Below are 21,621 nucleotides of genomic sequence, written 5' to 3' on the forward strand. Positions count from 1 at the left end.
CGCTATCATCGCCGGCCTGTGCGCCTTGAGCTTTGCCCTCCGATGTCTCCGACACCCGCTGACCTGATCCCACTGCCTCCTGTCCTTGCCGGCCCGCTGCTGCGACGGCTGGAGCCGACGCGCGTGGTCATGTGGCTGGTCGGCACGCGGCCACTGGCGCTGACCTTGCGCCTGCAAGGTGTAGGAGACATTCCTCTCGACGCCGGGAAATGCACGGTCATTCCCGTAGGTCGTCAGGCGTTTGTTCATCTCATCGATGTTGCTCTCGACAGCGCCCTGCCCTGCGATACGCGGATCGACTATGACCTGCTGATCGATAGCACATCCGGCATCGCCGACTGGGCGGCGCATTTGCTGTACGGCGATGCAACCAGCCCGAGCTTCGTCCTGCGCGCGCGGATCGATCAACTGCTGCACGGTTCTTGCCGCAAGCCGCATCACCCGGCGACGGATGGCTTGCTTTGCGTCGACCAATTGCTGGCGACGGAAACCGATCCGCAACAACGCCCCGCCCTGTTGATGATGAGCGGTGATCAGGTCTACGCCGACGATGTGGCTGGCCCGATGCTGCGGGCGATTCATGCATTGATCGAACGCCTCGGCCTGTTCGACGAACACCTCGAAGGTGCCGTGGTCAGCGACAGCGCGAAGCTCTATGAACACCCGGCCAGTTATTACCACCGTGCGGATTTGTTACCCGCGCTGGAAAGCAACGAGACATTGCGCGAGCGATTTTTCGGCGGAGCACGTAAGCCGATTTTCACCAGCAGCAGTGCTGACAATCACCTGGTGACGTTCGCTGAAGTCATGGCGATGTATCTGCTGGTGTGGTCGCCGACGGCCTGGTCACTGATCGATCCGCAAGCACCCGAACTGACGCCCGAACGCCTCAAGCGCTACACCCTCGAACAGACTCGCATCGATGCCTTCAAGGCCGGATTGGGCAAAGTCGCCCGCGCGCTGGCGCATCTGCCGAGCCTGATGATTTTCGACGATCACGACATCACCGACGACTGGAACCTGTCCGCGCAATGGGAGGAAACGGCCTACGGCCATCCGTTCTCCAAACGCATCATCGGCAATGCGCTGATCGCCTATATGTTGTGTCAGGGCTGGGGCAACAATCCCGATGCCTTCAAGGATGTCTTGGAGAAAACCCTGGGGCTGAGCGCCAGCGGTGATGACCAGTATCTCGACAGCCCGGTGCAGGATGCTCTGATCGATGATTTGCTGCGCTTTCAACAATGGCATTTCGTCCTGCCGAGCAGCCCTGCGCTGGTGGTTATCGACACGCGCACCCGACGCTGGCGCAGTGAGATGGCACTCAAGCAACCCTCGGGCCTGCTCGATTGGGAGGCGCTGAGCGAACTGCAACAGGAGCTGCTTGATCATCCGTCAGCGATCATCGTTTCTCCGGCGCCGATCTTCGGCGTGAAGCTGATTGAAACGGTGCAGAAGGTCTTCAGTTGGTGCGGTTATCCGCTGCTGGTCGACGCGGAAAACTGGATGGCCCATCGCGGTGCGGCGCAGGTGATCCTGAATATTTTCCGCCACTCGCGCACACCGGGTAACTACGTGGTTCTGTCGGGCGACGTGCATTATTCCTTCGTATACGAAGTGCTTATCCGCCACCGCAAGGCCGGGCCGCGGATCTGGCAGATCACCAGCAGCGGGATCAAGAACGAGTTTCCAAAAAGCCTGCTGGAATGGTTCGACCGCCTCAACCGCTGGCTCTACTCGCCACGCTCACCGCTGAACTGGTTCACCAAACGCCGACGCATGCGCATCGTGCCGTATACGCCTGAGCATGCTGAGGCGGGCGAACGGTTGTGGAATTCGGCGGGGATCGGTCAGGTGTTTTTCAATGCGCAGGGGCAGCCGCGAGAGATCATTCAGCACAATTCGAATGGCAAGGCGAAGACACGGATGCTGGCGCCGGATCTGGCGGATTATCCGGACTAAGGCCTACACCGAAAATGTGGGAGCGAGCCTGCTCGCGAAAGCAGTCGATCCAGCAGAGATGTCGACCGATAGTCCGCCTTCGCGAGCAGGCTCGCTCCCACAGTGCTACTTGCCAGCGATCAATGCGCAATCAGCGCTCGCCCCACACCTCTGACAATCATCTCCACCTCACGCTCATCAATCGTCAACGGTGGCAGCAGCCGTATCGTCTTGCCCCGCGTGACGTTGATCAACAGTCCATGATCCCGCGCGGCGATCAGGGTCAGATCCCGCACCGGTTGTTTCAGCTCGATACCGATCATCAAGCCCTGCCCGCGAATCGCCAGCACATTGGGATTGTCCGCCAGCTCTGCACGCAGACGAGTCAAAAGGCGTTCACCCTGAACCCGGGCGTTTTCCAGCAGGCCCTGTTCTTCGATGATATCCAGCACCGTGCAAGCGACCCGGCAGGCCAGCGGATTGCCGCCGAAAGTGCTGCCGTGGCTGCCGGGTGTGAACAGGTCCGCAGCCTTGCCTCGGGCCAGGCACGCGCCGATCGGTACGCCATTGCCCAGTCCTTTTGCCAGGGTCATGACATCCGGGACGATGCCTTCATGTTGAAACGCGAACCAACGCCCGGTGCGGCCAATGCCGGTCTGGATTTCATCGAGCATCAATAACCACGCATGGCGATTGCACAGTTCACGCAGGGCTTTCAGGTAACCCGGCGGCGCGAGCTGCACACCGCTTTCGCCCTGGATTGGCTCGACCAGAATCGCGACGATGCGCTCGCCGTGCTTTTGCTGCACCTGCTCCAGCGCAGCGAGATCGCCGAACGGCACTTTGAGGAAATCCCCCGGCAATTCGTTGAAACCCAGGCGTACTGCCGGGCCATCGCTGGCTGACAAGGTACCAAGTGTGCGGCCGTGGAACGCGTTGGCCATGACCACCACCAGCGGCTGTTCGATGCCCTTGCGCCAGCCGTACAGACGCGCCAGTTTCAGCGCCGTTTCATTGGCCTCGGCACCGGAATTATTGAAGAACGCCCGCTCCATCCCCGACAGCTCGGTCAGCCGCTTGGCCAGTTGTTGCTGCCAGTCGATGCTGTACAGATTCGACGTGTGCAGCAGCAATCCCGCCTGATCGCTGATCGCCGAAACGATCCGCGGGTGTGAGTGGCCGACATTGGTCACCGCGACACCGGCCACCGCATCCAGATACTCGCGACCGGCCTGATCCCACAGGCGAGTGCCCAGGCCCTTCGTGAAACTCAGGGCCAGCGGTTGGTAGGTGTTCATCAGGGCGGCGGTCATGATTTCAAACTCCAGTGCAGGTCGGTGTGCTGGCAGTATGGTTAGCCACCGAAACTGGATAAACTCGGCAAAACTTCATTCATTTAAAAGCCGAGCTTGATAATGGACCTGTTCCAATCGATGAGCGTGTACGTCAAAGTCGTCGAAACCGGGAGCATGACGGCGGCCGCGCTGCAGTGTGATATGTCGACGACCATGGTTGGCAATCACCTGCGCGCGCTGGAAAAACGGCTGGGCGTGCAACTGCTGCAACGCACCACTCGACGTCAACGGCTCACCGAATTCGGCAGCGTTTACTATCAGCGTTGTCTGGAAGTGTTGGGATTGGTCGCCGATTCCGAACGCCTCGCCGAGCAGACCCTCGATCAACCCAGGGGCATGCTGCGCCTCACCGCGCCGCTGACGTTCGGCGTCGAACGGCTGGCCCCGGCGCTCAGTGAGTTTTCCCTGCTGTACCCGCAGGTCAAACTCGATGTGGTGCTGACCAACAGCCGTCCCGATCTACTGGAAAGCGGCCTGGATGTGGCGTTTCGGCTGGGCAATTTCGATCAGTCCAACCTGATCGCCCGGCCCTTGATCGACTACACCCTGACCGCGTGCGCCTCGCCGCAATACGTCGCGCGGCGCGGCATGCCGAAAACGCCGGAAGACTTGCAGCATCACGATTGCCTGTCGTTTGCCTATCCCGCCGGGGACGACTGGCAATCGGTGGAAAAGCGTTGGCGCCTCAGCGGCCCCGACGGGGAAATCATGGTCGACGTCAGCGGGCCTATGCTGATCAACAGCTCCGCCGGGCTGCATCAGGCTGCCCGCACCGGCATGGGCATCGTGATGCTGCCGGATGCGCTGGTGGAACAAGACCTGCGCGAAGGCCGACTGGTGAAAGTGATCGCCGATTTCCAGCCACCCAGCCGACCGATGCATCTGCTCTACGCGCCGGATCGCTATCGCTTGCCGAAACTGCGTCGTTTCGTAGAGTTTGTCATGCAGCGGTGGGGGAAATCCTGACGTCGCCTGCACCGGCCACCCATGAAGAATCGCTGACAAGGACCCGAAAAGCAGATGAACAACACATTCAACGTACGCGATTTATTGCCCGCCGAAACGCAATCGGTGAGGCAGTTTCTCGGGCAGCATGGCTGGGGCCATCGCACCGGCTCAGCTGAACACTTCGCCCAGTTGATCGACAACTCTCAGCGCACCGCCGTCGCCGTCCAGGGTGAGCAGATCATCGGCTTCGCTCGCGGGATCACCGATGGTTTGTCCAATGGTTACCTGTCGATGGTGGTAGTCGACGACCAGCATCGGCGTGAGGGGATTGGCCGCGCACTGGTCGAGCACATCATGGGCGACAACCCCGAAATCACCTGGGTGCTGCGCGCCGGACGCGAGGGCGCAGAGGCTTTTTTTGCCAGCCTGGGTTTTGAGACCTCGGTGATTGCCATGGAACGGCCGCGCCTGAAATAGTTCACGCCGGGAAAAAACTCGACCGGCAGACCGTTGCTCCGTGACAACGCCGTCGCGCTCCCCTAAATTAGTCGGCCTGAAAAAGCCCTCGGTTTTCTCATCTCCACTCCAGTTAAAAAGTAGTGAAATTTCAATGTCCGATTTCAACACCGCTGAATCCGTAGTCACCGAATCGTCCAAAGCGGAATACGAAAACTCCATCAATCTTTCACAACACCTGCCACAAGCCAAAATCATCAGCGAAATGGTCCTGGACGCGTTCCAGTCGACCCGCGAAAGCGACCAGATCCGCGAGCTGCGCGCGGCGATCCGTCAGGCTCACGACAGCTTCGATGATGACAAGGCCTACGAGCTGATGGGCGAACTCAAGGCACTGAAAGACGCCGAAGCCGCCGACCTCGCCGCCCTTGAAGACCTCAGCAGCAAGTTCTCGATCGGCCGCATCCTGTCCAGTTTCAAGGACGATCCGGCGTTCCAGGAAATCGTTTACGGCCTCGCGCTGAAAGTGCTGAACCAGACCCACCAGGCGATCAGCAATCCGAGCGGCGGCAAGAGCAAGGCTGCGAAGAAGAAAGAAGTCGAAATCTTCACCATCAGCAAGGACGGCATCAGCGTGACCCTGCCGCTGCGCACGCCACGCTCGCGCCTGAACGTTGACCGTGCAGCGCTGGAGTTCCTCGGTTTCACCTTCATTGGTGAAGGCGAGGAAGCGGAGCTGGAAAGCGAAGTCTTCGTCGACAACGCCGGCACCGAGCAGGCAGTAAACCGCAAGAACATCATCACCGCGCTGCAACAGCAGACTGCGTTTGATGGCTATAGCATCGCCGCGCAGTAATAGCGCAGCCGCTGTATGAAAAAGCCCCGCTCTGATATTCAGGCGGGGCTTTCTGTTGTCCGGCTTGGGATTTGTGAGAAGGCGAAAATCCTCGCCCCTCACCCCAGCCCTCTCCCGAGGGAGAGGGAGCCGATTTGTGTGATTTTCAAACCTGAGTTCGTCTCGATACTTCAGGTCGGCGTGCACCTTGAGAGCCCCTCGGTCAGTCCCCTCTCCCTCTGGGAGAGGGCTAGGGTGAGGGCAAGCCGTGAAGTCACCCTCAAGCCGAAGGATGCAACGCTACAATCATGTCCACCTCAATCGCTGCGTTCTTCGGCAACTGATACACACCAACCGTGGTGCGCGTGTGCCGGCCGGCATCGCCGAGCACATGACTGAACACGTCCGACGCACCGTTGGCCACTTCGCTCAGGTCAACGAAGTCCGGCGTCGACTTCACATAAACAGTGACCCGCAACAACGCCTTGATCTTGTCCAGCGAACCCACCGCATCGACGATCAACGCCAGACAACGCATCGCACTGATACTCGCAGCGGCTTGCGCATCCTTGAGGGTCAGCTCCAGCCCGACCCGACCGGGGTACTGAATCTTGCCGTTAGTGCGCGGCACCATACCGCTGATGTACAGCTCGTCATGATGACGGATCAGCGGCGCGTAATTGCCGCCGGCGGTGTTCTCACCATAAATGTCGTAGTTCAGCTCTTGGGCCAGGGCAATAAAACGCTCGTCGCAGGTCATCCTCTCAGTCATTTCGCCCAGCCTTTTGATCAGTGCATGAAGAACCGCAGGTTAAGACAGATGGGCAACCGCAAATGGCAAGGAGCTATCACTGTCATGTTGGATCCAAATCTAGGGGGTTTACCGGAAGTCTGCAACCGCCAACCCAGCAAATTCTATGACGTTGCGATTCGCGAGCAGGCTCGCTCCCACATTTGATCTGCGTCGATCACATATCCCCTGTGGAAGCGAGCCTGCTCGCGAAGGGCAGCACATCAAATCAGCATAATCCACCCAACAAAAAACCCCGCACATCTCTCAATGTGCGGGGTTTTTCTTCAAGCCTTTGAGCCTTACGGCGCGTACGTCAGCAGCAGCTCTGCGGGCACCTTGAAGTCCAGGGACATCATGACGCTCAACGCAGTGATGGTGAAGATCGAGAACACGAACAGCTTGCGTGCCCAGACCGTGTCATCCACCGCTTTGTAGCCGGTCCAGGCCATGTACAACCAGTACATGCCCATGGCCGCGGCGACGGCGAGGTAGCTCATGCCGGCGTAACCGCTGAAGGTCAGCATCAAGGTCGCTACGAGGAACGCCAGGATGTAGAGCAGGATGTGCTTCTTGGCCACTTGAATCCCGCGCTTCACTGGCAGCACCGGAATCGATGCAGCCAGGTAATCGTTGAAGCGGAAGATCGCGATGGCGTAGGAATGCGGCATCTGCCACAGGCTGAACATCACCAGCAACGTCAGCGCGGCCATGTCGAAGCTGTTGGTTACGGCAACGTAACCGATCACTGGCGGCATGGCGCCCGACAGACTGCCCACCAGCGTGCCGTGAACCGACTTGCGCTTGAGGTACAGGCTGTAGAAGCCGACGTAGATGATGAAGCCGATTACCGCGAACAAAGCGGCCAACGGATTGGCCACCTTGTACAACAACGCAACGCCGAGAACACCAAGGATGGTCGCGTAGACCAGGGCCAGTTTCAGGGAGATCAAGCCCTGCACCAGCACCCGGTTCTTGGTGCGTTCCATCTTCAGGTCGATGTCGCGGTCGATGCAGTTGTTGAACACGCAACCGGAAGCGACAACCAGGGATGTACCGATCATGGCAGCCAGAAACACCGCCAGATCCACATGCCCTTTCGAGGCCAGGAAGAACCCGCCTGCCACAGAAAGCACGTTACCGAAAATGATCCCCGGTTTGGTGATTTGGATAAAGTGCTTGAGCGACATCGGGTCTTACCTCACTTCGCCATCATGTAGGTGTGGATGCTGAACATGATCCACAACGACAGGCCAACCAGCAGCACGATTACGATCGCCGTAAAGACGAATGCAATCACGTTGTTACGCTGAGCAATGGAACGGTCCAGGTGCAGGAAGTAATACAGGTGAACGATCACCTGGATCACTGCGAACAACAGAACGATTGCCAGCGTGGTGGCTTTCGGCAGGCTCGGGTACATCACCAGACCGAAAGGAATCACGGTCAGGATCACCGACAGGATGAAGCCAATGGCGTACGACTTTACGCTGCCGTGGCCAGCATCATGGCTGTCATGGGAGTGTGCATTAGCCATTACAGAGTCCCCATCAGGTAAACAACGGTGAATACGCAGATCCACACCACGTCCAGGAAGTGCCAGAACAGGCTCAGGCAGCTCAGACGGGTCTTGTTGGTCGCCGTCAGGCCGTGCTTGTTGACCTGGTACATCATGATGCCCATCCAGATCAGACCCGCAGATACGTGCAGACCGTGGGTACCGACCAGGGTGAAGAACGCCGACAGGAAGCCCGAACGGCTAGGACCGAAGCCCTCGGAGATCAGCAGGTGGAACTCGTTGATCTCCATGGCGATAAAGCCTGCGCCCAGCAGGAAGGTCATGAACAACCAACCCAGAACCTGCTGCTTCTTGCCTTTGAACAACGCCAGCATGGCGAAGCCGTAGGTGATCGAACTGAACAACAGCAGAGCGGTTTCGCCCAGCACGTATGGCAGTTCGAAGATGTCGTGGCCCGACGGGCCACCGGCAACGTTGTTTACCAGTACTGCGTACACCGCGAAGATCGACGCAAACAGAATGCAGTCGGTCATCAGGTAGAGCCAGAAACCGTATACGGTCATCTCGCCCGAGTCGTGGTGATGGTCATCGTGCCCATGGTCACCATGGGCGTGTCCAACATTGGTCACTAAGTTCGACATGGTTTAAGCCTGTTCCAACGAGGTTTCAACACGGGTGGCACCGGCCAGGATTTTCCCTGCCGCAACCAGACGCTTGTGCTGCTCGGCTTCGATACGCTCGATCGTTTCAACCGGAACCATATAGCCCTGGTCGTCACGTGCAGCGTGGATCACGAAGTAGATGACGGTGCCGGCCAGGCTGGCGATCGCCAACCACCAGATGTGCCAGATCATTGCGAAACCGAAGACGGTCAACAGTGCGCCCATCACCACGCCAGTGGCGGTGTTGTTCGGCATGTGGATCGGCTCGTACTTGGCCGGACGCTGGTACGCAGTACCGTTTTCCTTAGCTTCGGTGAACGGGTCGATGCAGTCAGCCTTTGGCAGCACAGCAAAGTTGTAGAACGGAGGTGGCGACGAGGTCGACCATTCCAGGGTGTGTGCATTCCACGGGTCACCGTGATCGCAAACGTTCTCTGGCTTGTTACGGTCACGCACGCTCACATAGAGCTGGATCAGCTGGCAGGCAATACCCACAGCGATCATCACCGCACCGAACATGGCAACGTACAGGTACGGTACCCACTCAGGGTTGGTGGTGGCGTTCAGACGACGGGTCATGCCCATGAAGCCCAGTGCATAGAGCGGCATGAACGCGACGAAGAAGCCCGAGATCCAGAACCAGAACGCTGCTTTACCCCAGCCTTCGTGCAGCTTGAAGCCGAACGCTTTCGGGAAGTAGAACGCGAAACCAGCGATGTAACCGAATACCGCACCGCCGATGATCACGTTGTGGAAGTGCGCGATCACGAACAGGCTGTTGTGCAGAACGAAGTCAGCACCCGGGATGGCCAGCAGTACGCCGGTCATGCCGCCGATGGCGAAGGTCACCATGAAGCCCAGAGTCCACAGAACCTGGCTGGTGAAGCGCAGACGGCCCTGGTAGATGGTGAACAGCCAGTTGAATAGCTTCACACCCGTCGGGATGGAAATCAGCATCGTCGCCAGACCGAAGAAGGCGTTGACGCTGGCACCCGAACCCATGGTGAAGAAGTGGTGCAGCCAAACCATGAAGCCCAGTACCGAGATCGCGCCCGAGGCGTAGATCATCGAGTGGTGGCCGAACAGTTTCTTGCCGGTGAAGGCCGAGATCACTTCCGAGAAGATGCCGAATGCCGGCAGGATCAGGATGTAAACCTCAGGGTGGCCCCACGCCCAGAACAGGTTGACGTACATCATTGGATTGCCACCAAGTTCATTGGTGAAAATGTGGAAATCCATGTAACGGTCAAGGGTCAGCAGTGCCAGGGTAGCGGTCAGGATCGGGAACGAAGCCACGATCAGAACGTTTGCCCAGGTGCAGGTCCAGGTGAAGATCGGCATGTCCATCAGTTTCATGCCAGGGGTACGCATTTTCAGTACGGTCGCGAGGAAGTTGACCCCCGTTAGCGTCGTACCTAACCCGGATAGCTGTAGCGCCCAGATGTAGTAGTCCATACCCACGCCAGGGCTGTATTGCAGACCCGACAGCGGTGGATACGCAACCCAACCGGTCTTGGCGAATTCGCCGACGCCCAGGGACAGGTTGATCAGCACTACGCCGGAAACCAGCAGCCAGAAGCTCAGGGAGTTCAGGAACGGGAACGCAACGTCACGCGCGCCGATCTGCAGCGGCACTGCAAGGTTCATCAGGCCGGTGAAGAATGGCATCGCCATGAAGATGATCATGATCACACCGTGAGCGGTGAAGATCTGGTCATAGTGTTCAGGTGGCAGGTAGCCAGGCGAACCCTCGGTGGCCATGGCCAACTGGGTACGCATCATGATGGCGTCGGCAAAACCGCGCAGCAGCATGACCATGGCAACGATGATGTACATCACGCCGATTTTCTTGTGGTCGACCGAAGTCAGCCACTCGGTCCACAAGTACGTCCACTTCTTGAAGTAGGTGATTGCAGCGAACAGCGCCAGACCACCGAGGGCGATCATGGCGATGGTCACCATCACGATCGGCTCGTGGAATGGGACTGCTTCCCAACTTAATTTACCAAACATCGTTTACTCCTCTGCCCCGGCAGCTGAATGCGAACTCGAGTCAATTTCCGTGGCCGCCACTTCTTTCTCTTTCTTCTCGTGCTTCAGCGGCTTGCCCGGCTTCATACCTTCGTACTTGTCGACGATGATCTGGAACTGGTTCGGCGTGACCGAGGAGTAGAGCTCGACTGGGTTGTTCTGGCTCGGTTTGGCAAGGGCCGCGTATTCAGCTTGATCAAGCTGTTTAGGTGACTTCTTGACTTCACTTACCCAGGCGTCGAAATCTTCCTGAGTGGTGGAGATAGCTTTGAACTTCATGCCGGTGAAACCCGCGCCGCTGTAGTTGGCGGAGATACCGTCCATTTCAGCGTTACGGTCAGCGATCAGGTGCAGCTTGGTCTGCATGCCCGCCATCGCATAGATCTGGCCGCCCAGACCCGGGATGAAGAACGAGTTCATCACAGCGTCAGAGGTGATCTTGAAGTTGATTGGCGTGTGCGCCGGGAACACGATCTTGTTGACCGTAGCAATGCCTTGTTCCGGGTAGATGAACAGCCACTTCCAGTCCAGCGCGACCACTTCGATGGTCACAGGCTTGACGTCGGACTGGATCGGACGATACGGGTCCAGTTCGTGGGTCGAAATGTAGGTGATGTAACCCAGGGCAATGATGATCAGGACCGGGATGGTCCAGACTGCCACTTCGATTTTGGTCGAGTGCGACCATTTCGGGGTGTAGACGGCGTTCTTGTTCGACGCGCGGTACTTCCAGGCGAACAGGAAGGTCATGACGATAACCGGCACGACGACCAACAGCATCAGCAGGGTCGCGGTGATGATCAGGTTTCGCTGTTCCAGGCCAACCTGGCCCGTTGGATTGAGCAAGGTCATGTTGCAGCCTCCCAGCAACAACGTGCCGAGCAGCGGCACTAGGCCTAGTAATCTGGGGTACCTGTTTTTACTCATCTCACGACCTCTAAAGCAGCTTGCGCAATGCAGTTGGGTTTTGATCGCCAACACTTCACCCTGCCAAGGGTTGGCATTTTCTTTGGATTGAATAAGGGCCGCCCGTCGCGCGTCAGACGCTCGACAAAACCTGGGACAGCGGTCAGTTCTTATTCGAATTCGTGGTCAAAGGCCTTGTTACAGACCAATTCCATTTGGTGCGGAAAGTTGGAAGGCACCGACACCTGGGTGTCTTGAAAGCCTTTCGACTCGCTCGACACCCGACTTTCTGATCAGTTCCTTAATAAAGGCTGAACAGTGCCGGGAATTCAGTGCGGGCGATTGTAGATAGGTAGCGCCCTATACACCATGTCTTATCCCGAAATAATTTTTATCCGTTCAAGCAACAATCCATCACCATTTTTGCAAAAGTGCCGCATGTTATCGAAATCGATTCTCAACAAAAACACCAAAAATTGTAGGTGTACCCGCGTCAGTTCAGACAGCTCTGAAGGCTTTTTCCGAACACCTGAACAGCGCAAAGCCCGATAACCCAAGGCTTTTGGCCCTATGCCGGCGCTTGTTAAAACTGCCTGCTCTGGCACTCGCGTGCTAAAGCCGAAAAACCCCGAAACAGACCAATCCTTTTTTGTAACAACGGTCGATTCCGCGTCACCGAAGCGCCCTGCGACACGGCGTGTGTGACAACATGTCGCACACCTGCCACACCCTCCATTGCCGTCCGTCACGGTGTTTTCACAAACACTCTGAAAATGCAAAACGCCCCGATTGGCTGATCCGCAAATCGAGGCGTTTTCTGTATCGGCCAGACTGCCGATTAGTTGATTCAGCGCAGTGCTTTTCGGTTACGCGAGGTCAGCAGCGGCACCAGGATCACCACCAGCACGAACGCCACCAGTGCCCATTGTGCCAACGACAGACCGAGGATCGGCGGGTACGGCGTCGAGCAGAAACCGTCGACCTGGAAGCCCAGCGGGAAGATCTTCGCCAGCGGCAGATCATCGACAATCGGCTGCAGCACATCGATGCCACAGCTCACCGCCGGATAGAACTGGGTGTACACGTGATGCCCGGCCACAGCCGCCCCGGCAAGCGCGCAAATCACCACCAGCACCTCGAACACAGTGATGCTGCGACGGCTGCGCATGGCCGCGCCGACGAACGCAAACAGCGCGATCAGCAGCAACGCATAACGCTGCAGAATGCACAGCGGGCACGGCGCCTCGCCAAGTACGATCTGCATGTACAGCGCACCGCCGATCAGTGCCAGGCAGATAATGCCCAGCAGCACCAGAAAGCGCCGCTCACGTCCCAGTCGAATCGTTTCCTCGCTCATCGCGTTTCCTTTATATGTCCATGGTTCAGCTGGCCGGCGGCTGCGCTTGCAGTTGCGCCATCAAGCTGATGTTGTCTTCGATATGCCAATTGGCCGCGATGCGACCGTTATCAATCTGATAGATATCGGTTGCCCGGAAGTCTACACGCTGGCCCTGCCCTTTGAGAGCCTTGAACGTACCGCTGAAGTGCCCGCGAAAGTGCAGATGCACCACCACGCGATCCCCGGCGATGATCATTTGCTCGATGTCGCAACTCAAGTCGGGCAAGAACTTCGACGCCAGCAACGACCCGGTCGGCCCCTGCACCCGACCTTCAGGTGGAGTCTGGTCGACAAACTGCGGCGACAACGCCGCCGTGGCCAACGCCTCCTCACCGGAATTCCAGAAACTGCCATACCGCCGCGCGGCCAGTTGCATGGCTTCAACTTGCGCCTTGGGCAGGCTCTGATCGACGATCAGGGTCTGCGGTTTTATCAGAGCAGATTCGGCAAAGACAAACGGGCTGGCCAGCAACGCGGCCGAAAGACCGATGGCAGCCAAACTGAAACGACGGGCGAAGGTGAAGTGCGACATGGGGCGATCCTGATCATGTAAACGAACGAGCGCCTATCATCAGCATCGGGGAATAAACGATAAACCGGTTAAGAAACGATTAACCTTTAAACAGAATTTAACAATCGAGACCGCGTAACGGCCTTCGCGAGCAGGCTCGCTCCCACATTGGATCGGCGTCGGACACAAATCCTGTGGGAGCGAGCCTGCTCGCGAATGACGACAACTCGGTTGTGGATTATTCCAGCGCAGCAGCCGGCCCGAAGAACTCATAACGGCTCTGCTGCTCCGGCACACCCAGCGCCTTCAGATGCCGCTTGATCGCGCCCATGAAGCCCTTCGGCCCAAGGAAGTACGCATCGACATCACGCTGCTGCGGCAGCCATTCGCCAAGCAGTGCCTGATCCAGCATCCCGACCTTGTCCGCTGCCGGGCTGACACCGTCATCTTCGGCGTAGCAGTAAAAACGCTTGAGTTGCGGATGACGCTCAGCCAAATCATCAATCCAGTCACGGAAGGCATGCACACTGCCATTGCGCGCGCAGTGGATAAAGTGCACCGGCCGCTCGGTTTCCAGCGCCGCTTCAAGCATCGCCAGAGTTGGCGTAATACCGACGCCGCCGCTGATCAGCACTAACGGCTTGTCGCTCGCGGTCAAGGTGAACTCACCCGATGGCGGGAACAGCTGAATGCTCGCGCCGACGTGCAGTTGATCGTGCAAGTGGTTGGACGCACGACCACCCGGTTCGCGTTTGACGCTGATGCGGTACTGACCGTTGTTCGCCAGTGCCGACAGTGAGTAGTTGCGGCGGATTTCTTCACCATCGAGGATCAGCTTCATGCCAATGTACTGCCCCGGCTCGGCTGCGAGAATCGGGCCTTTGTCTGCCGGTTCGAAGTAGAACGAAATGATTTCCGCGCTCTCCTCGACCTTGGCCGCAACGATGAACTCCCGCGCCCCGCGCCAGCCGCCGACAGCTTGTTCTTTCTGGTCGTAGATGGCGGTTTCGGCGCCGATCAGGATGTCAGCCAGTTGCCCGTACGCTGCACCCCAGGCGCTCATTACTTCGGGCGTAGCGATCTCTTCGCCAAGCACTTCAGAAATCGCACGCAACAGGCAGGCACCGACAATCGGGTAGTGCTCCGGGAGGATCTGCAGGGCGACGTGCTTGTTGATGATCTTCGCCACCAGATCGCCCAACTGGTCGAGCTGATCGATGTGCCGCGCATACATCAATACGCCGTTGGCCAAGGCGCGCGGCTGATCACCGCTGGCCTGGTGCGCCTGGTTAAACAGCGGCCGGACTTCCGGGTATTCAGAGAGCATCATGCGATAGAAGTGAGTGATCAGCGCTTCACCGCCGCTTTCCAGCAGAGGCACGGTGGATTTGACGATGGCACGATCCTGGACGCTAAGCATAAGAATGACTCCTGAGCTTTCTTGAAAAGTTACCTTAGGGTTATCAGGTTCCGTGCCAACTTATTTATCTATATAAATCAACATGTTGAATACAATATAGTCATAAAGACCCAAAGGCCGCTATAGTCATCCCGACTACATCTTGTCTCTTTGACTACAGACCATGACCGCCAAATCCCTGCTCACTGCCCTGCTGCCCCTCGTCTCTGACCTGTCCCGCGAACTTCCCGAAGGCGAACGTTACCGACGCCTGCTCGAAGCCATGCGCGCCCTGCTGCCCTGCGATGCTGCGGCGTTACTGCGCCTCGACGGCGAAGCGCTGGTGCCGCTGGCGGTGGACGGTTTGAGCACTGACACCCTCGGCCGGCGCTTCAAGGTCAGCGAGCACCCACGCTTCGAAATACTCCTCAGCGGCGCCGGACCCACGCGGTTCGCCGCCGACAGTGACTTGCCCGATCCTTACGACGGTTTAGTCGACGGCCTCGACGAACACCTCGAAGTCCACGATTGCCTCGGCTGTCCTCTATTCGTCGATGAAAAGCTCTGGGGCCTGATCACCCTCGATGCTCTCGATCCCGAGCGGTTCGAGCCGATCGAACTCGATGCCTTGCAAGCTTTCGCCAGCCTCGCCTCGGCCACGGTCAACGCCGCCGAACGCATTCAACGCCTGGCCAATCGCGCAGAAGATGAACACCAGCGCGCCGAGGTCTATCGTCAGGCCAGCGGCCAGCAGAATCGCGAAATGATCGGCCAGAGCAAGGCGCTGAAGAAGCTCGTAGAAGAAATCAATCTGGTCGGCGGCAGCGATCTGACCGTGTTGATCACCGGCGAAACCGGGGTCGGCAAAGAGCTGGTCGCCCAGGCCATTCACGCCGCTTCTCCCCGCGCCGACAAACCGATCATCAGCCTCAACTGCGCCGCGTTGCCCGACACGCTGGTAGAAAGCGAACTGTTCGGCCACGTGCGCGGCGCCTTCACCGGCGCCACCAGCGACCGTCGCGGCAAGTTCGAACTGGCCAATGGCGGCACACTGTTTCTCGATGAAGTCGGTGAGTTGTCGCTGACCGTGCAGGCCAAGTTGTTGCGCGTGTTGCAGAGCGGACAACTGCAGCGTCTGGGGTCGGACAAGGAGCATCAGGTCGATGTGCGCCTGATTGCCGCGACCAACCGCGACCTGGCCGAAGAGGTGCGCAGCGGTCGCTATCGTGCCGACTTCTACCATCGCCTCAGCGTGTACCCGTTGCGGGTACCGGCGCTGCGTGATCGCGGCCGCGACGTGTTGTTGCTCAGCGGCTTCTTCCTTGAACAGAATCGCTCGCGCATGGGCCTCAACAGCCTGCGCCTGCACAGCGACGCCCAGGAAGCGCTGCTCGCCTACACCTGGCCGGGCAATGTGCGCGAGCTGGAGCACTTGATCGGACGCAGTGCGTTGAAGGCGCTGGGCAACTGCAAGGTGCGGCCGAAGATCCTCAGTTTGAGCGCGGCGGATCTGGATTTGCCGAGAGAGGTTGTGGATAACTCGGTTGAGGCTGTTGCCGGTGTGGTGGCCGAGATACCGCTGGTCAGCGGGGATCTGCGCAGTGCGACCGAGCAGTATCAGCGGCGTTTGATCAGTGCGGCGCTGGAGCGTAATCAGGATAACTGGGCGAGTGCGGCGCGGGAGTTGGGGCTGGATCGGGCGAATTTGGGCCGCATGGCTAAACGTCTGGGTATGAAAGGCTAAAAGCACCCTCACCCTAGCCCTCTCCCGGAGGGAGAGGGGACTGACCGAGGTGTCTTGCGCCATACGCCGACCTGAAAAATCGAGTCGATTATGGATTCGGCAGAGCAGGTTCAGGTCGGTGAATTACTACAATATCCCCCAATCGGCCCCCTCTCCCTCTGGGAGAGGGTTGGGGTGAGGGGCTTTGGCTTTGGCTTTGGCTTTGGCTTTTGATCGAAACACAACCCGACAACTAACCTAAAGCCCACCCCTTTAACGCCGATAACCCGGCATCAATAGTTTCTGGCGATTTGCACCCTCGCCCACCACCTTTCCACAGAAGGTTCATATGTCCTCCACCAAAGCCCGCGCAGACTCACTTTCGCTTCTGCTGTTTACCTTGCGCAGCGGCAAGTTGATGGCGATCAACCTGCTGAAAGTCAGTGAAATCATCCCCTGCCCGCCGCTGACCAAACTGCCAGAGTCGCACCCGCACGTGAAAGGCATCGCCACCTTGCGCGGTGCTTCGCTGTCGGTCATTGATCTCAGCCGCGCCATCGGCGAGCGGCCGCTGGAAGACCCGAACGGCGGCTGCCTGATCGTCACCGACGTCAGCCGCTCGAAGCAGGGCCTGCACGTTCAGGCTGTGAGCAAAATCGTCCACTGCCTGACCACCGACATCAAACCGCCGCCATTCGGTTCCGGCGGCTCGCGCGCCTACATCACTGGCGTGACCTCGGTGGACGGCACGCTGGTGCAAGTGCTCGACATCGAAAAGGTTATCCACAGCATCGCCCCGGCGCAGATCGAAATGGCCCCGACCGACCTGAGCATGGAAGACGCTGATGTGCTCGGCAATGCGCGGATTCTGGTGGTCGACGACAGCCAGGTGGCGCTGCAACAATCGGTGCACACCCTGCGCAACCTCGGCCTGCAATGCCATACCGCACGCAGCGCCAAAGAAGCCATCGACTGCCTGCTCGACCTGCAAGGCACGGCGCAGCAGATCAATCTGATCGTCTCCGACATCGAAATGTCCGAGATGGACGGCTACGCCTTCACCCGCACCCTGCGTGAAACACCGGACTTCGCCCATCTGTATGTGCTGCTGCACACCTCGCTCGACAGCGCGATGAACAGCGAGAAAGCTCGCCTGGCCGGGGCGAACGGCGTGTTGACCAAGTTCTCCTCGCCAGAACTGACCCACTGCCTGATCGAAGCGGCCAAACATGTCGCGGCGCACGGTCACTGAGTCTTGGCCGATACGTATTGTTTTTTGATGCGGCGCGACCTCGGTAAGGAGGCGCCGGATGTGCCTTGGCCACAAGGCATTGAACTGTGCACGTACTCCGTCGAACTGGCGGCGGACGTGCATCATTTGATGCAACTGGGTTATCGCGAAGGCGGCGGCCGGGTTCCGGCGCTGGACGCCTGGCAGCAGCAGTTCGAAAGCGATCCTGAATACGATCCGACCCTTTGCTTTATTGCGCGTGATGCCGAAGGCGTGGTCGGCGTGGCGCAATGCTGGACCAGCTCATATATCAAGAATCTGGTGGTGCATCCGCGCATGCAGGGCCGCGGATTGGGCCGGGCGTTGTTGCTCAATGCATTCAAGGTGTTTCAGCAACGCCGCGAAGGGTTTGTTGATCTGAAGGTGCTGGAAGACAACCGGCGGGCGCAGCGATTGTATGAAAGTGCCGGGATGTACGTAGTCCGCCGGGAACTGGTGCCGGACTGATCAAAGTCAAAAGATCGCAGCCTTCGGCAGCTCCTACAGGGAACCGCATATCCATGTAGGAGCTGCCGAAGGCTGCGATCTTTTAGCGGTGTTCCAGGCAACAAAACTCTTTAGGCAGACTCCAACCTTGGCCACCCAAGACCAAGGACACCCACCATGAAAGCCATCACCTTAAGCCTGCTCTGCCTCACCGCCCTCGCCTCCCAGGCCCACGCCTCCAGCCCCGACGCCTGGGCCGCTTACGACAAAACCGTGCTCGCCAGTTGCAGCAAGGCCAGTGGCCTGAAAAACGCCAAACCGGTCGGCACACCCGCACAATTCGACGACCGCGTCGGCTACACCGCCGTGTTGCTGCAAGGCCAATACCCGCAAAAACACATGAAAGGTCAGCAAGGCACCGAACTGTGTCTGTACAACAAACAGTCGAAAACCGCCTTCGTCACCGAGTGGGATTCGATCCGCACGCCCGTTAAAACCAAGTGAATGGCGCATAACTTGCTTCGATCCAGTTCTGTGCGGTGGTTTTCCGCCACCGTTTCACGCCCTGATTGAAGACAGATCGCTCAATGAATACGACGTTTTCCTGCGTAGGCTGCGGCAAATGCTGCACCGACCACCATGTCCCGTTGACCTTGGCCGAAGCCCGCATGTGGGCGGCGGATGGTGGTCAGGTGATCGTGCTGGTCGAGGCCTTTCTTGGTAATGGCCTGGGTTTGCCGGCGCAGCAGCGAGAACATGCCGAACGTCGCTCAGCGGTGGTTCGCAGCGGCGCGACAGACGCCCATGTGGCAATCACCTTTGCCGCGTACAACGTCGGCCCCTGCCGGAATCTTGACGAAGACAAATTGTGCCGGATCTACGAGCGGCGGCCACTGGTGTGTCGCATTTATCCGGCGGAAATCAACCCGCATATCCCGCTCAACCCTGCCGCCAAGGATTGCCCGCCGGAGTCTTGGGAGCAGGGGCCAGTGTTGATTGCCGGCGGTGAGTTGGTGGATCGGGAACTGGTGGAGTTGATTCAGCGTTCGCGCCAGGCGGATCGGGATGACATCGGCATCAAGGACGCGATTTGCGCGATGCTCGGGATTCGCACCACGGCGCTCAAGGGTGACGGGTTTACTGCGTACTTGCCGAATATGGATGCGTTTGCGGCGGTGATTGATCAGGTCACCGCGCAACCGCTGACAACTGCGCCGAGTGAGTGGGTGTTTCATTTGTCCGGGGATGATGTAGCCGGGCAAGTGTTGGCGGCCGGGGCGCAGGTGGTGACTGAGCCGGCGCAGACGTATGCGTTCATTTCGCTGCGGGCGGCCTGATCCTTTTTAAGCGACCGAACCGGCCTCATCGCGAGCAGGCTCACTCCTACATTTGAAATGCGTTCCCTTGTAGGAGTGAGCCTGCTCGCGATAGGGCCAGCAAGCCCAGTATCAATCCCGAACCTGCCGCCGCCCCCAGAACTCTCGCGCCAACAACCTTAAATCCCCCGCCAGCCCCGCCACATCCTCGGAATTGCGCTGACTCTGCCGCCCTTCATCCACCGTCACCTCGCACGCCGTGCGGATGCTGACGATATTGCGATTGATGTCTTCGCTCACCGCACTCTGCTGCTCCACCGCCGCCGCAATCTGCAGGCTCATCTCGGTGATCTGCTCGACCCGCTCACTGATCCCGCTCAGCGCCCGCGCCGCGCGTTGCGCCTGCTCGACACTGTTATCGACATGCTCGCTGCTCTGTTGCATCACCATCACCGCATCGCGTGCACCGTTTTGCAGGGTGCTGATCATCCGCTGAATCTCGTTGGTCGATTGCTGCGTACGTTGCGCCAGCCCGCGCACCTCATCGGCGACCACTGCAAAACCGCGCCCGGCATCGCCAGCTCTTGCGGCTTCAATCGCCGCATTGAGCGCCAGCAGATTGGTCTGCTCGGCGATGCTGCGGATCACCTCGAGCACGCCGGAAATTTCGCTGCTGTGGCCTTCAAGCTGATGGATTACTTCAGTCGCCCGGTGCAACTCTTCTGCCAGACGCAACACCGCACTGCGACTTTCGCCCACCAGCAAATGCCCTTCGCGGGTTTCCGTGCCGGCCATGTCCGCCGCCACCGAGGCCTGCTGGGCATGGCTGGCAACCTGCGCAACACTGGCCGCCATCTGATGAATCGCCGCCGCGACCTGATCGGTTTCCGCCTGCTGCGCCAATGAACTGGTGTGACTGCTGTGCAAATGATCGACCAGTTGCGCGGCATGTCCGGCCAATTGTTGTGAGGCATCACCGATGCGCCCGACGACCGCGCCGACCTGCGCCTCAAGCATCTGCAAGGCAAACTCGATCTGCCCGAATTCGTCGCTCCGGCCGGTGTAGATGGCTTGGCTCAAGGGGTTGTCTGCCACGGTGCGCGCACGTTCGCTCAATTGCTCCAGCGGTCGCAGAATCCAGCGCAGAGCCACTGCGCACAGGCCACTGCCAACGACAAATGCCACGCCATGCAGCCAAGCCGATTCCGGCCGCAACCAGGCTTCGCCTGCCAACGCAACGCCAATCAACGCACTGGTCAACGCCGTGATCTTCGCCCGCACACTGATTTTTGGCCCCGGCCGTTGTGGCCTTCGCTCACCACGCAATTGCGCATAGGCCCGCTCTGCCGCCGCGACCAACCGTGCATCCGGCCGGGTCCGCACCGACTGATACTCCACCGCCACGCCGTTCTGCGTCACCGGCGTGACATAGGCACTGACCCAGTAATGATCACCGTTCTTGCAACGATTCTTCACCAGCCCCATCCACGACCGTCCGCGTTTGAGCGTCTGCCACATATGCGCAAACGCCTGCGCCGGCATGTCCGGATGACGCAGCAAGTTGTGCGGCGTACCGAGCAACTCGTCGCGGCTATAACCGCTGATCCTGATGAAATCGTCGTTGGCGTAGGTGATCGCGCTGGTCAGATCGGTGGTCGAGAGAATGTTCGCGTCCAGCGCCACATCGACGTTGCGACCGGTCACCGGGAGATTGATCTTCATGGGATAGCGCGCTCGTTTTATTGGAAAGAGTCGGCAGGGCTGCTGACTCTAAGCGCACCAAATGGTGAAACGTTGATCTGGCTCAGGGTCTGAGCACTTAGCCATCACTGTGACTGAAAATCACAGCGATGGCCGCAGGCGGGATTAAAACTCAGCGCTTGCCCATCGAACGACGGGTACCCGGCGGCACCATGCCCGGGGTCTTGGTGTGGCCATTCTTGGCGCCGTTCTTGTACCACGGCTGATTCGAGCCTTTGGCAGAAGCCAGTTCGCCCGGCTTGAACGGAAATTTGAACGCCGGGATATCGGCTTTGGTATCGCTGGTATCGGCCAGTTCAGCCGAGACATCGCTCACAGCGTCGTCAACCGGCGGCAGGGTCGGGGAAGTCAT

21 protein-coding genes and 1 pseudogene are annotated in these 21,621 nt (G+C 58.9%); 9 read left to right on the top strand and 13 right to left on the bottom strand.

The window, feature by feature from the left end; translation table 11 throughout:
* Positions 1-42 precede the first annotated feature (42 nt).
* The gene (locus tag U6037_RS23645; RefSeq protein WP_322844723.1) at positions 43-1,962 is read left to right on the top strand and encodes an alkaline phosphatase D family protein; all 1,920 of its coding nucleotides are present in this window, start codon (positions 43-45) and stop codon (positions 1,960-1,962) included.
* A gap of 119 nt (positions 1,963-2,081) precedes the next feature.
* Here the strand turns inward: U6037_RS23645 and U6037_RS23650 are convergent, their stop codons facing one another.
* Complete coding sequence (locus U6037_RS23650) at positions 2,082-3,254, bottom strand: aspartate aminotransferase family protein (protein WP_322844724.1); 1,173 nt, start codon at positions 3,252-3,254, stop codon at positions 2,082-2,084.
* 102 nt (positions 3,255-3,356) lie between these two features.
* Here U6037_RS23650 and U6037_RS23655 point away from each other — a divergent pair, with 102 nt between their 5' ends.
* The 3 genes from U6037_RS23655 to U6037_RS23665 all read left to right on the top strand — a co-directional run bounded on the left by U6037_RS23655 (position 3,357) and on the right by U6037_RS23665 (position 5,556).
* Positions 3,357-4,262 carry a LysR family transcriptional regulator gene (locus U6037_RS23655; protein ID WP_127929684.1) on the top strand — a complete coding sequence of 302 codons (906 nt, stop codon included), beginning with the start codon at positions 3,357-3,359 and terminating at the stop codon, positions 4,260-4,262.
* A gap of 54 nt (positions 4,263-4,316) precedes the next feature.
* Complete coding sequence (locus tag U6037_RS23660; protein WP_322844725.1) at positions 4,317-4,721, top strand: GNAT family N-acetyltransferase; 405 nt, start codon at positions 4,317-4,319, stop codon at positions 4,719-4,721.
* Between the two features lie 133 nt (positions 4,722-4,854).
* Positions 4,855-5,556, top strand: coding sequence for a hypothetical protein (locus tag U6037_RS23665; protein WP_034156087.1), 702 nt, complete (start codon positions 4,855-4,857; stop codon positions 5,554-5,556).
* A gap of 259 nt (positions 5,557-5,815) precedes the next feature.
* On the opposite strand, the gene U6037_RS23670 is transcribed toward U6037_RS23665, so the two are convergent.
* The 9 genes from U6037_RS23670 to hmpA form a co-directional block, all read right to left on the bottom strand.
* Positions 5,816-6,307 carry a RidA family protein gene (locus U6037_RS23670; protein WP_007916938.1) on the bottom strand — a complete coding sequence of 164 codons (492 nt, stop codon included), beginning with the start codon at positions 6,305-6,307 and terminating at the stop codon, positions 5,816-5,818.
* Between the two features lie 320 nt (positions 6,308-6,627).
* A complete protein-coding gene (gene cyoE / locus U6037_RS23675; protein ID WP_007916939.1) occupies positions 6,628-7,515 on the bottom strand; it encodes a heme o synthase in 888 nt (295 codons plus the stop codon).
* Positions 7,516-7,526: 11 nt separating this feature from the next.
* The gene (gene cyoD, locus U6037_RS23680; protein ID WP_007916940.1) at positions 7,527-7,862 is read right to left on the bottom strand and encodes a cytochrome o ubiquinol oxidase subunit IV; all 336 of its coding nucleotides are present in this window, start codon (positions 7,860-7,862) and stop codon (positions 7,527-7,529) included.
* Positions 7,862-8,485, bottom strand: coding sequence for a cytochrome o ubiquinol oxidase subunit III (cyoC, locus tag U6037_RS23685; RefSeq protein WP_034156084.1), 624 nt, complete (start codon positions 8,483-8,485; stop codon positions 7,862-7,864). Before cyoC ends, cyoD begins: the two co-directional genes overlap by 1 nt.
* 3 nt (positions 8,486-8,488) lie before the next feature.
* Positions 8,489-10,519 carry a cytochrome o ubiquinol oxidase subunit I gene (gene cyoB / locus U6037_RS23690; protein ID WP_322844726.1) on the bottom strand — a complete coding sequence of 677 codons (2,031 nt, stop codon included), beginning with the start codon at positions 10,517-10,519 and terminating at the stop codon, positions 8,489-8,491.
* Between the two features lie 3 nt (positions 10,520-10,522).
* Positions 10,523-11,464, bottom strand: coding sequence for a ubiquinol oxidase subunit II (gene cyoA, locus U6037_RS23695; RefSeq protein WP_007916947.1), 942 nt, complete (start codon positions 11,462-11,464; stop codon positions 10,523-10,525).
* Between the two features lie 826 nt (positions 11,465-12,290).
* A complete protein-coding gene (locus tag U6037_RS23700; protein WP_322844727.1) occupies positions 12,291-12,800 on the bottom strand; it encodes a disulfide bond formation protein B in 510 nt (169 codons plus the stop codon).
* A gap of 25 nt (positions 12,801-12,825) precedes the next feature.
* Positions 12,826-13,374, bottom strand: coding sequence for an ester cyclase (locus U6037_RS23705; RefSeq protein ID WP_322844728.1), 549 nt, complete (start codon positions 13,372-13,374; stop codon positions 12,826-12,828).
* A 217-nt stretch (positions 13,375-13,591) separates the two neighbouring features.
* Positions 13,592-14,773, bottom strand: coding sequence for an NO-inducible flavohemoprotein (gene hmpA / locus U6037_RS23710; RefSeq protein WP_322844729.1), 1,182 nt, complete (start codon positions 14,771-14,773; stop codon positions 13,592-13,594).
* Between the two features lie 163 nt (positions 14,774-14,936).
* On the opposite strand from hmpA, the gene norR reads away from it, so the two are divergent.
* From norR to U6037_RS23735, 5 genes are all read left to right on the top strand, one after another.
* Positions 14,937-16,496: a nitric oxide reductase transcriptional regulator NorR gene (gene norR / locus U6037_RS23715; RefSeq protein ID WP_322844730.1), complete on the top strand. Its 1,560-nt coding sequence runs from the start codon at positions 14,937-14,939 to the stop codon at positions 16,494-16,496.
* Between the two features lie 328 nt (positions 16,497-16,824).
* Positions 16,825-17,727, top strand: coding sequence for a chemotaxis protein CheV (locus U6037_RS23720; RefSeq protein ID WP_007916955.1), 903 nt, complete (start codon positions 16,825-16,827; stop codon positions 17,725-17,727).
* 27 nt (positions 17,728-17,754) lie between these two features.
* Complete coding sequence (locus U6037_RS23725) at positions 17,755-18,213, top strand: N-acetyltransferase (RefSeq protein WP_322844731.1); 459 nt, start codon at positions 17,755-17,757, stop codon at positions 18,211-18,213.
* A gap of 156 nt (positions 18,214-18,369) precedes the next feature.
* Complete coding sequence (locus U6037_RS23730; RefSeq protein WP_322844732.1) at positions 18,370-18,696, top strand: hypothetical protein; 327 nt, start codon at positions 18,370-18,372, stop codon at positions 18,694-18,696.
* Between the two features lie 83 nt (positions 18,697-18,779).
* Positions 18,780-19,529, top strand: coding sequence for a YkgJ family cysteine cluster protein (locus tag U6037_RS23735; protein ID WP_322844733.1), 750 nt, complete (start codon positions 18,780-18,782; stop codon positions 19,527-19,529).
* Between the two features lie 111 nt (positions 19,530-19,640).
* Here the strand turns inward: U6037_RS23735 and U6037_RS23740 are convergent, their stop codons facing one another.
* From U6037_RS23740 to U6037_RS23745, 3 genes and pseudogenes are all read right to left on the bottom strand, one after another.
* On the bottom strand, positions 19,641-20,741 hold the full coding sequence (locus U6037_RS23740) for a methyl-accepting chemotaxis protein (RefSeq protein WP_416221729.1): 1,101 nt from the start codon (positions 20,739-20,741) through the stop codon (positions 19,641-19,643).
* Between the two features lie 207 nt (positions 20,742-20,948).
* A pseudogene (locus U6037_RS29550) lies at positions 20,949-21,230 on the bottom strand (PAS domain-containing protein); the annotation flags it as partial.
* Between the two features lie 151 nt (positions 21,231-21,381).
* The gene (locus U6037_RS23745; protein ID WP_322844735.1) at positions 21,382-21,621 is read right to left on the bottom strand and encodes a hypothetical protein; all 240 of its coding nucleotides are present in this window, start codon (positions 21,619-21,621) and stop codon (positions 21,382-21,384) included.

It is taken from the genome of Pseudomonas sp. B33.4, from assembly GCF_034555375.1.
Taxonomy (GTDB): domain Bacteria; phylum Pseudomonadota; class Gammaproteobacteria; order Pseudomonadales; family Pseudomonadaceae; genus Aquipseudomonas.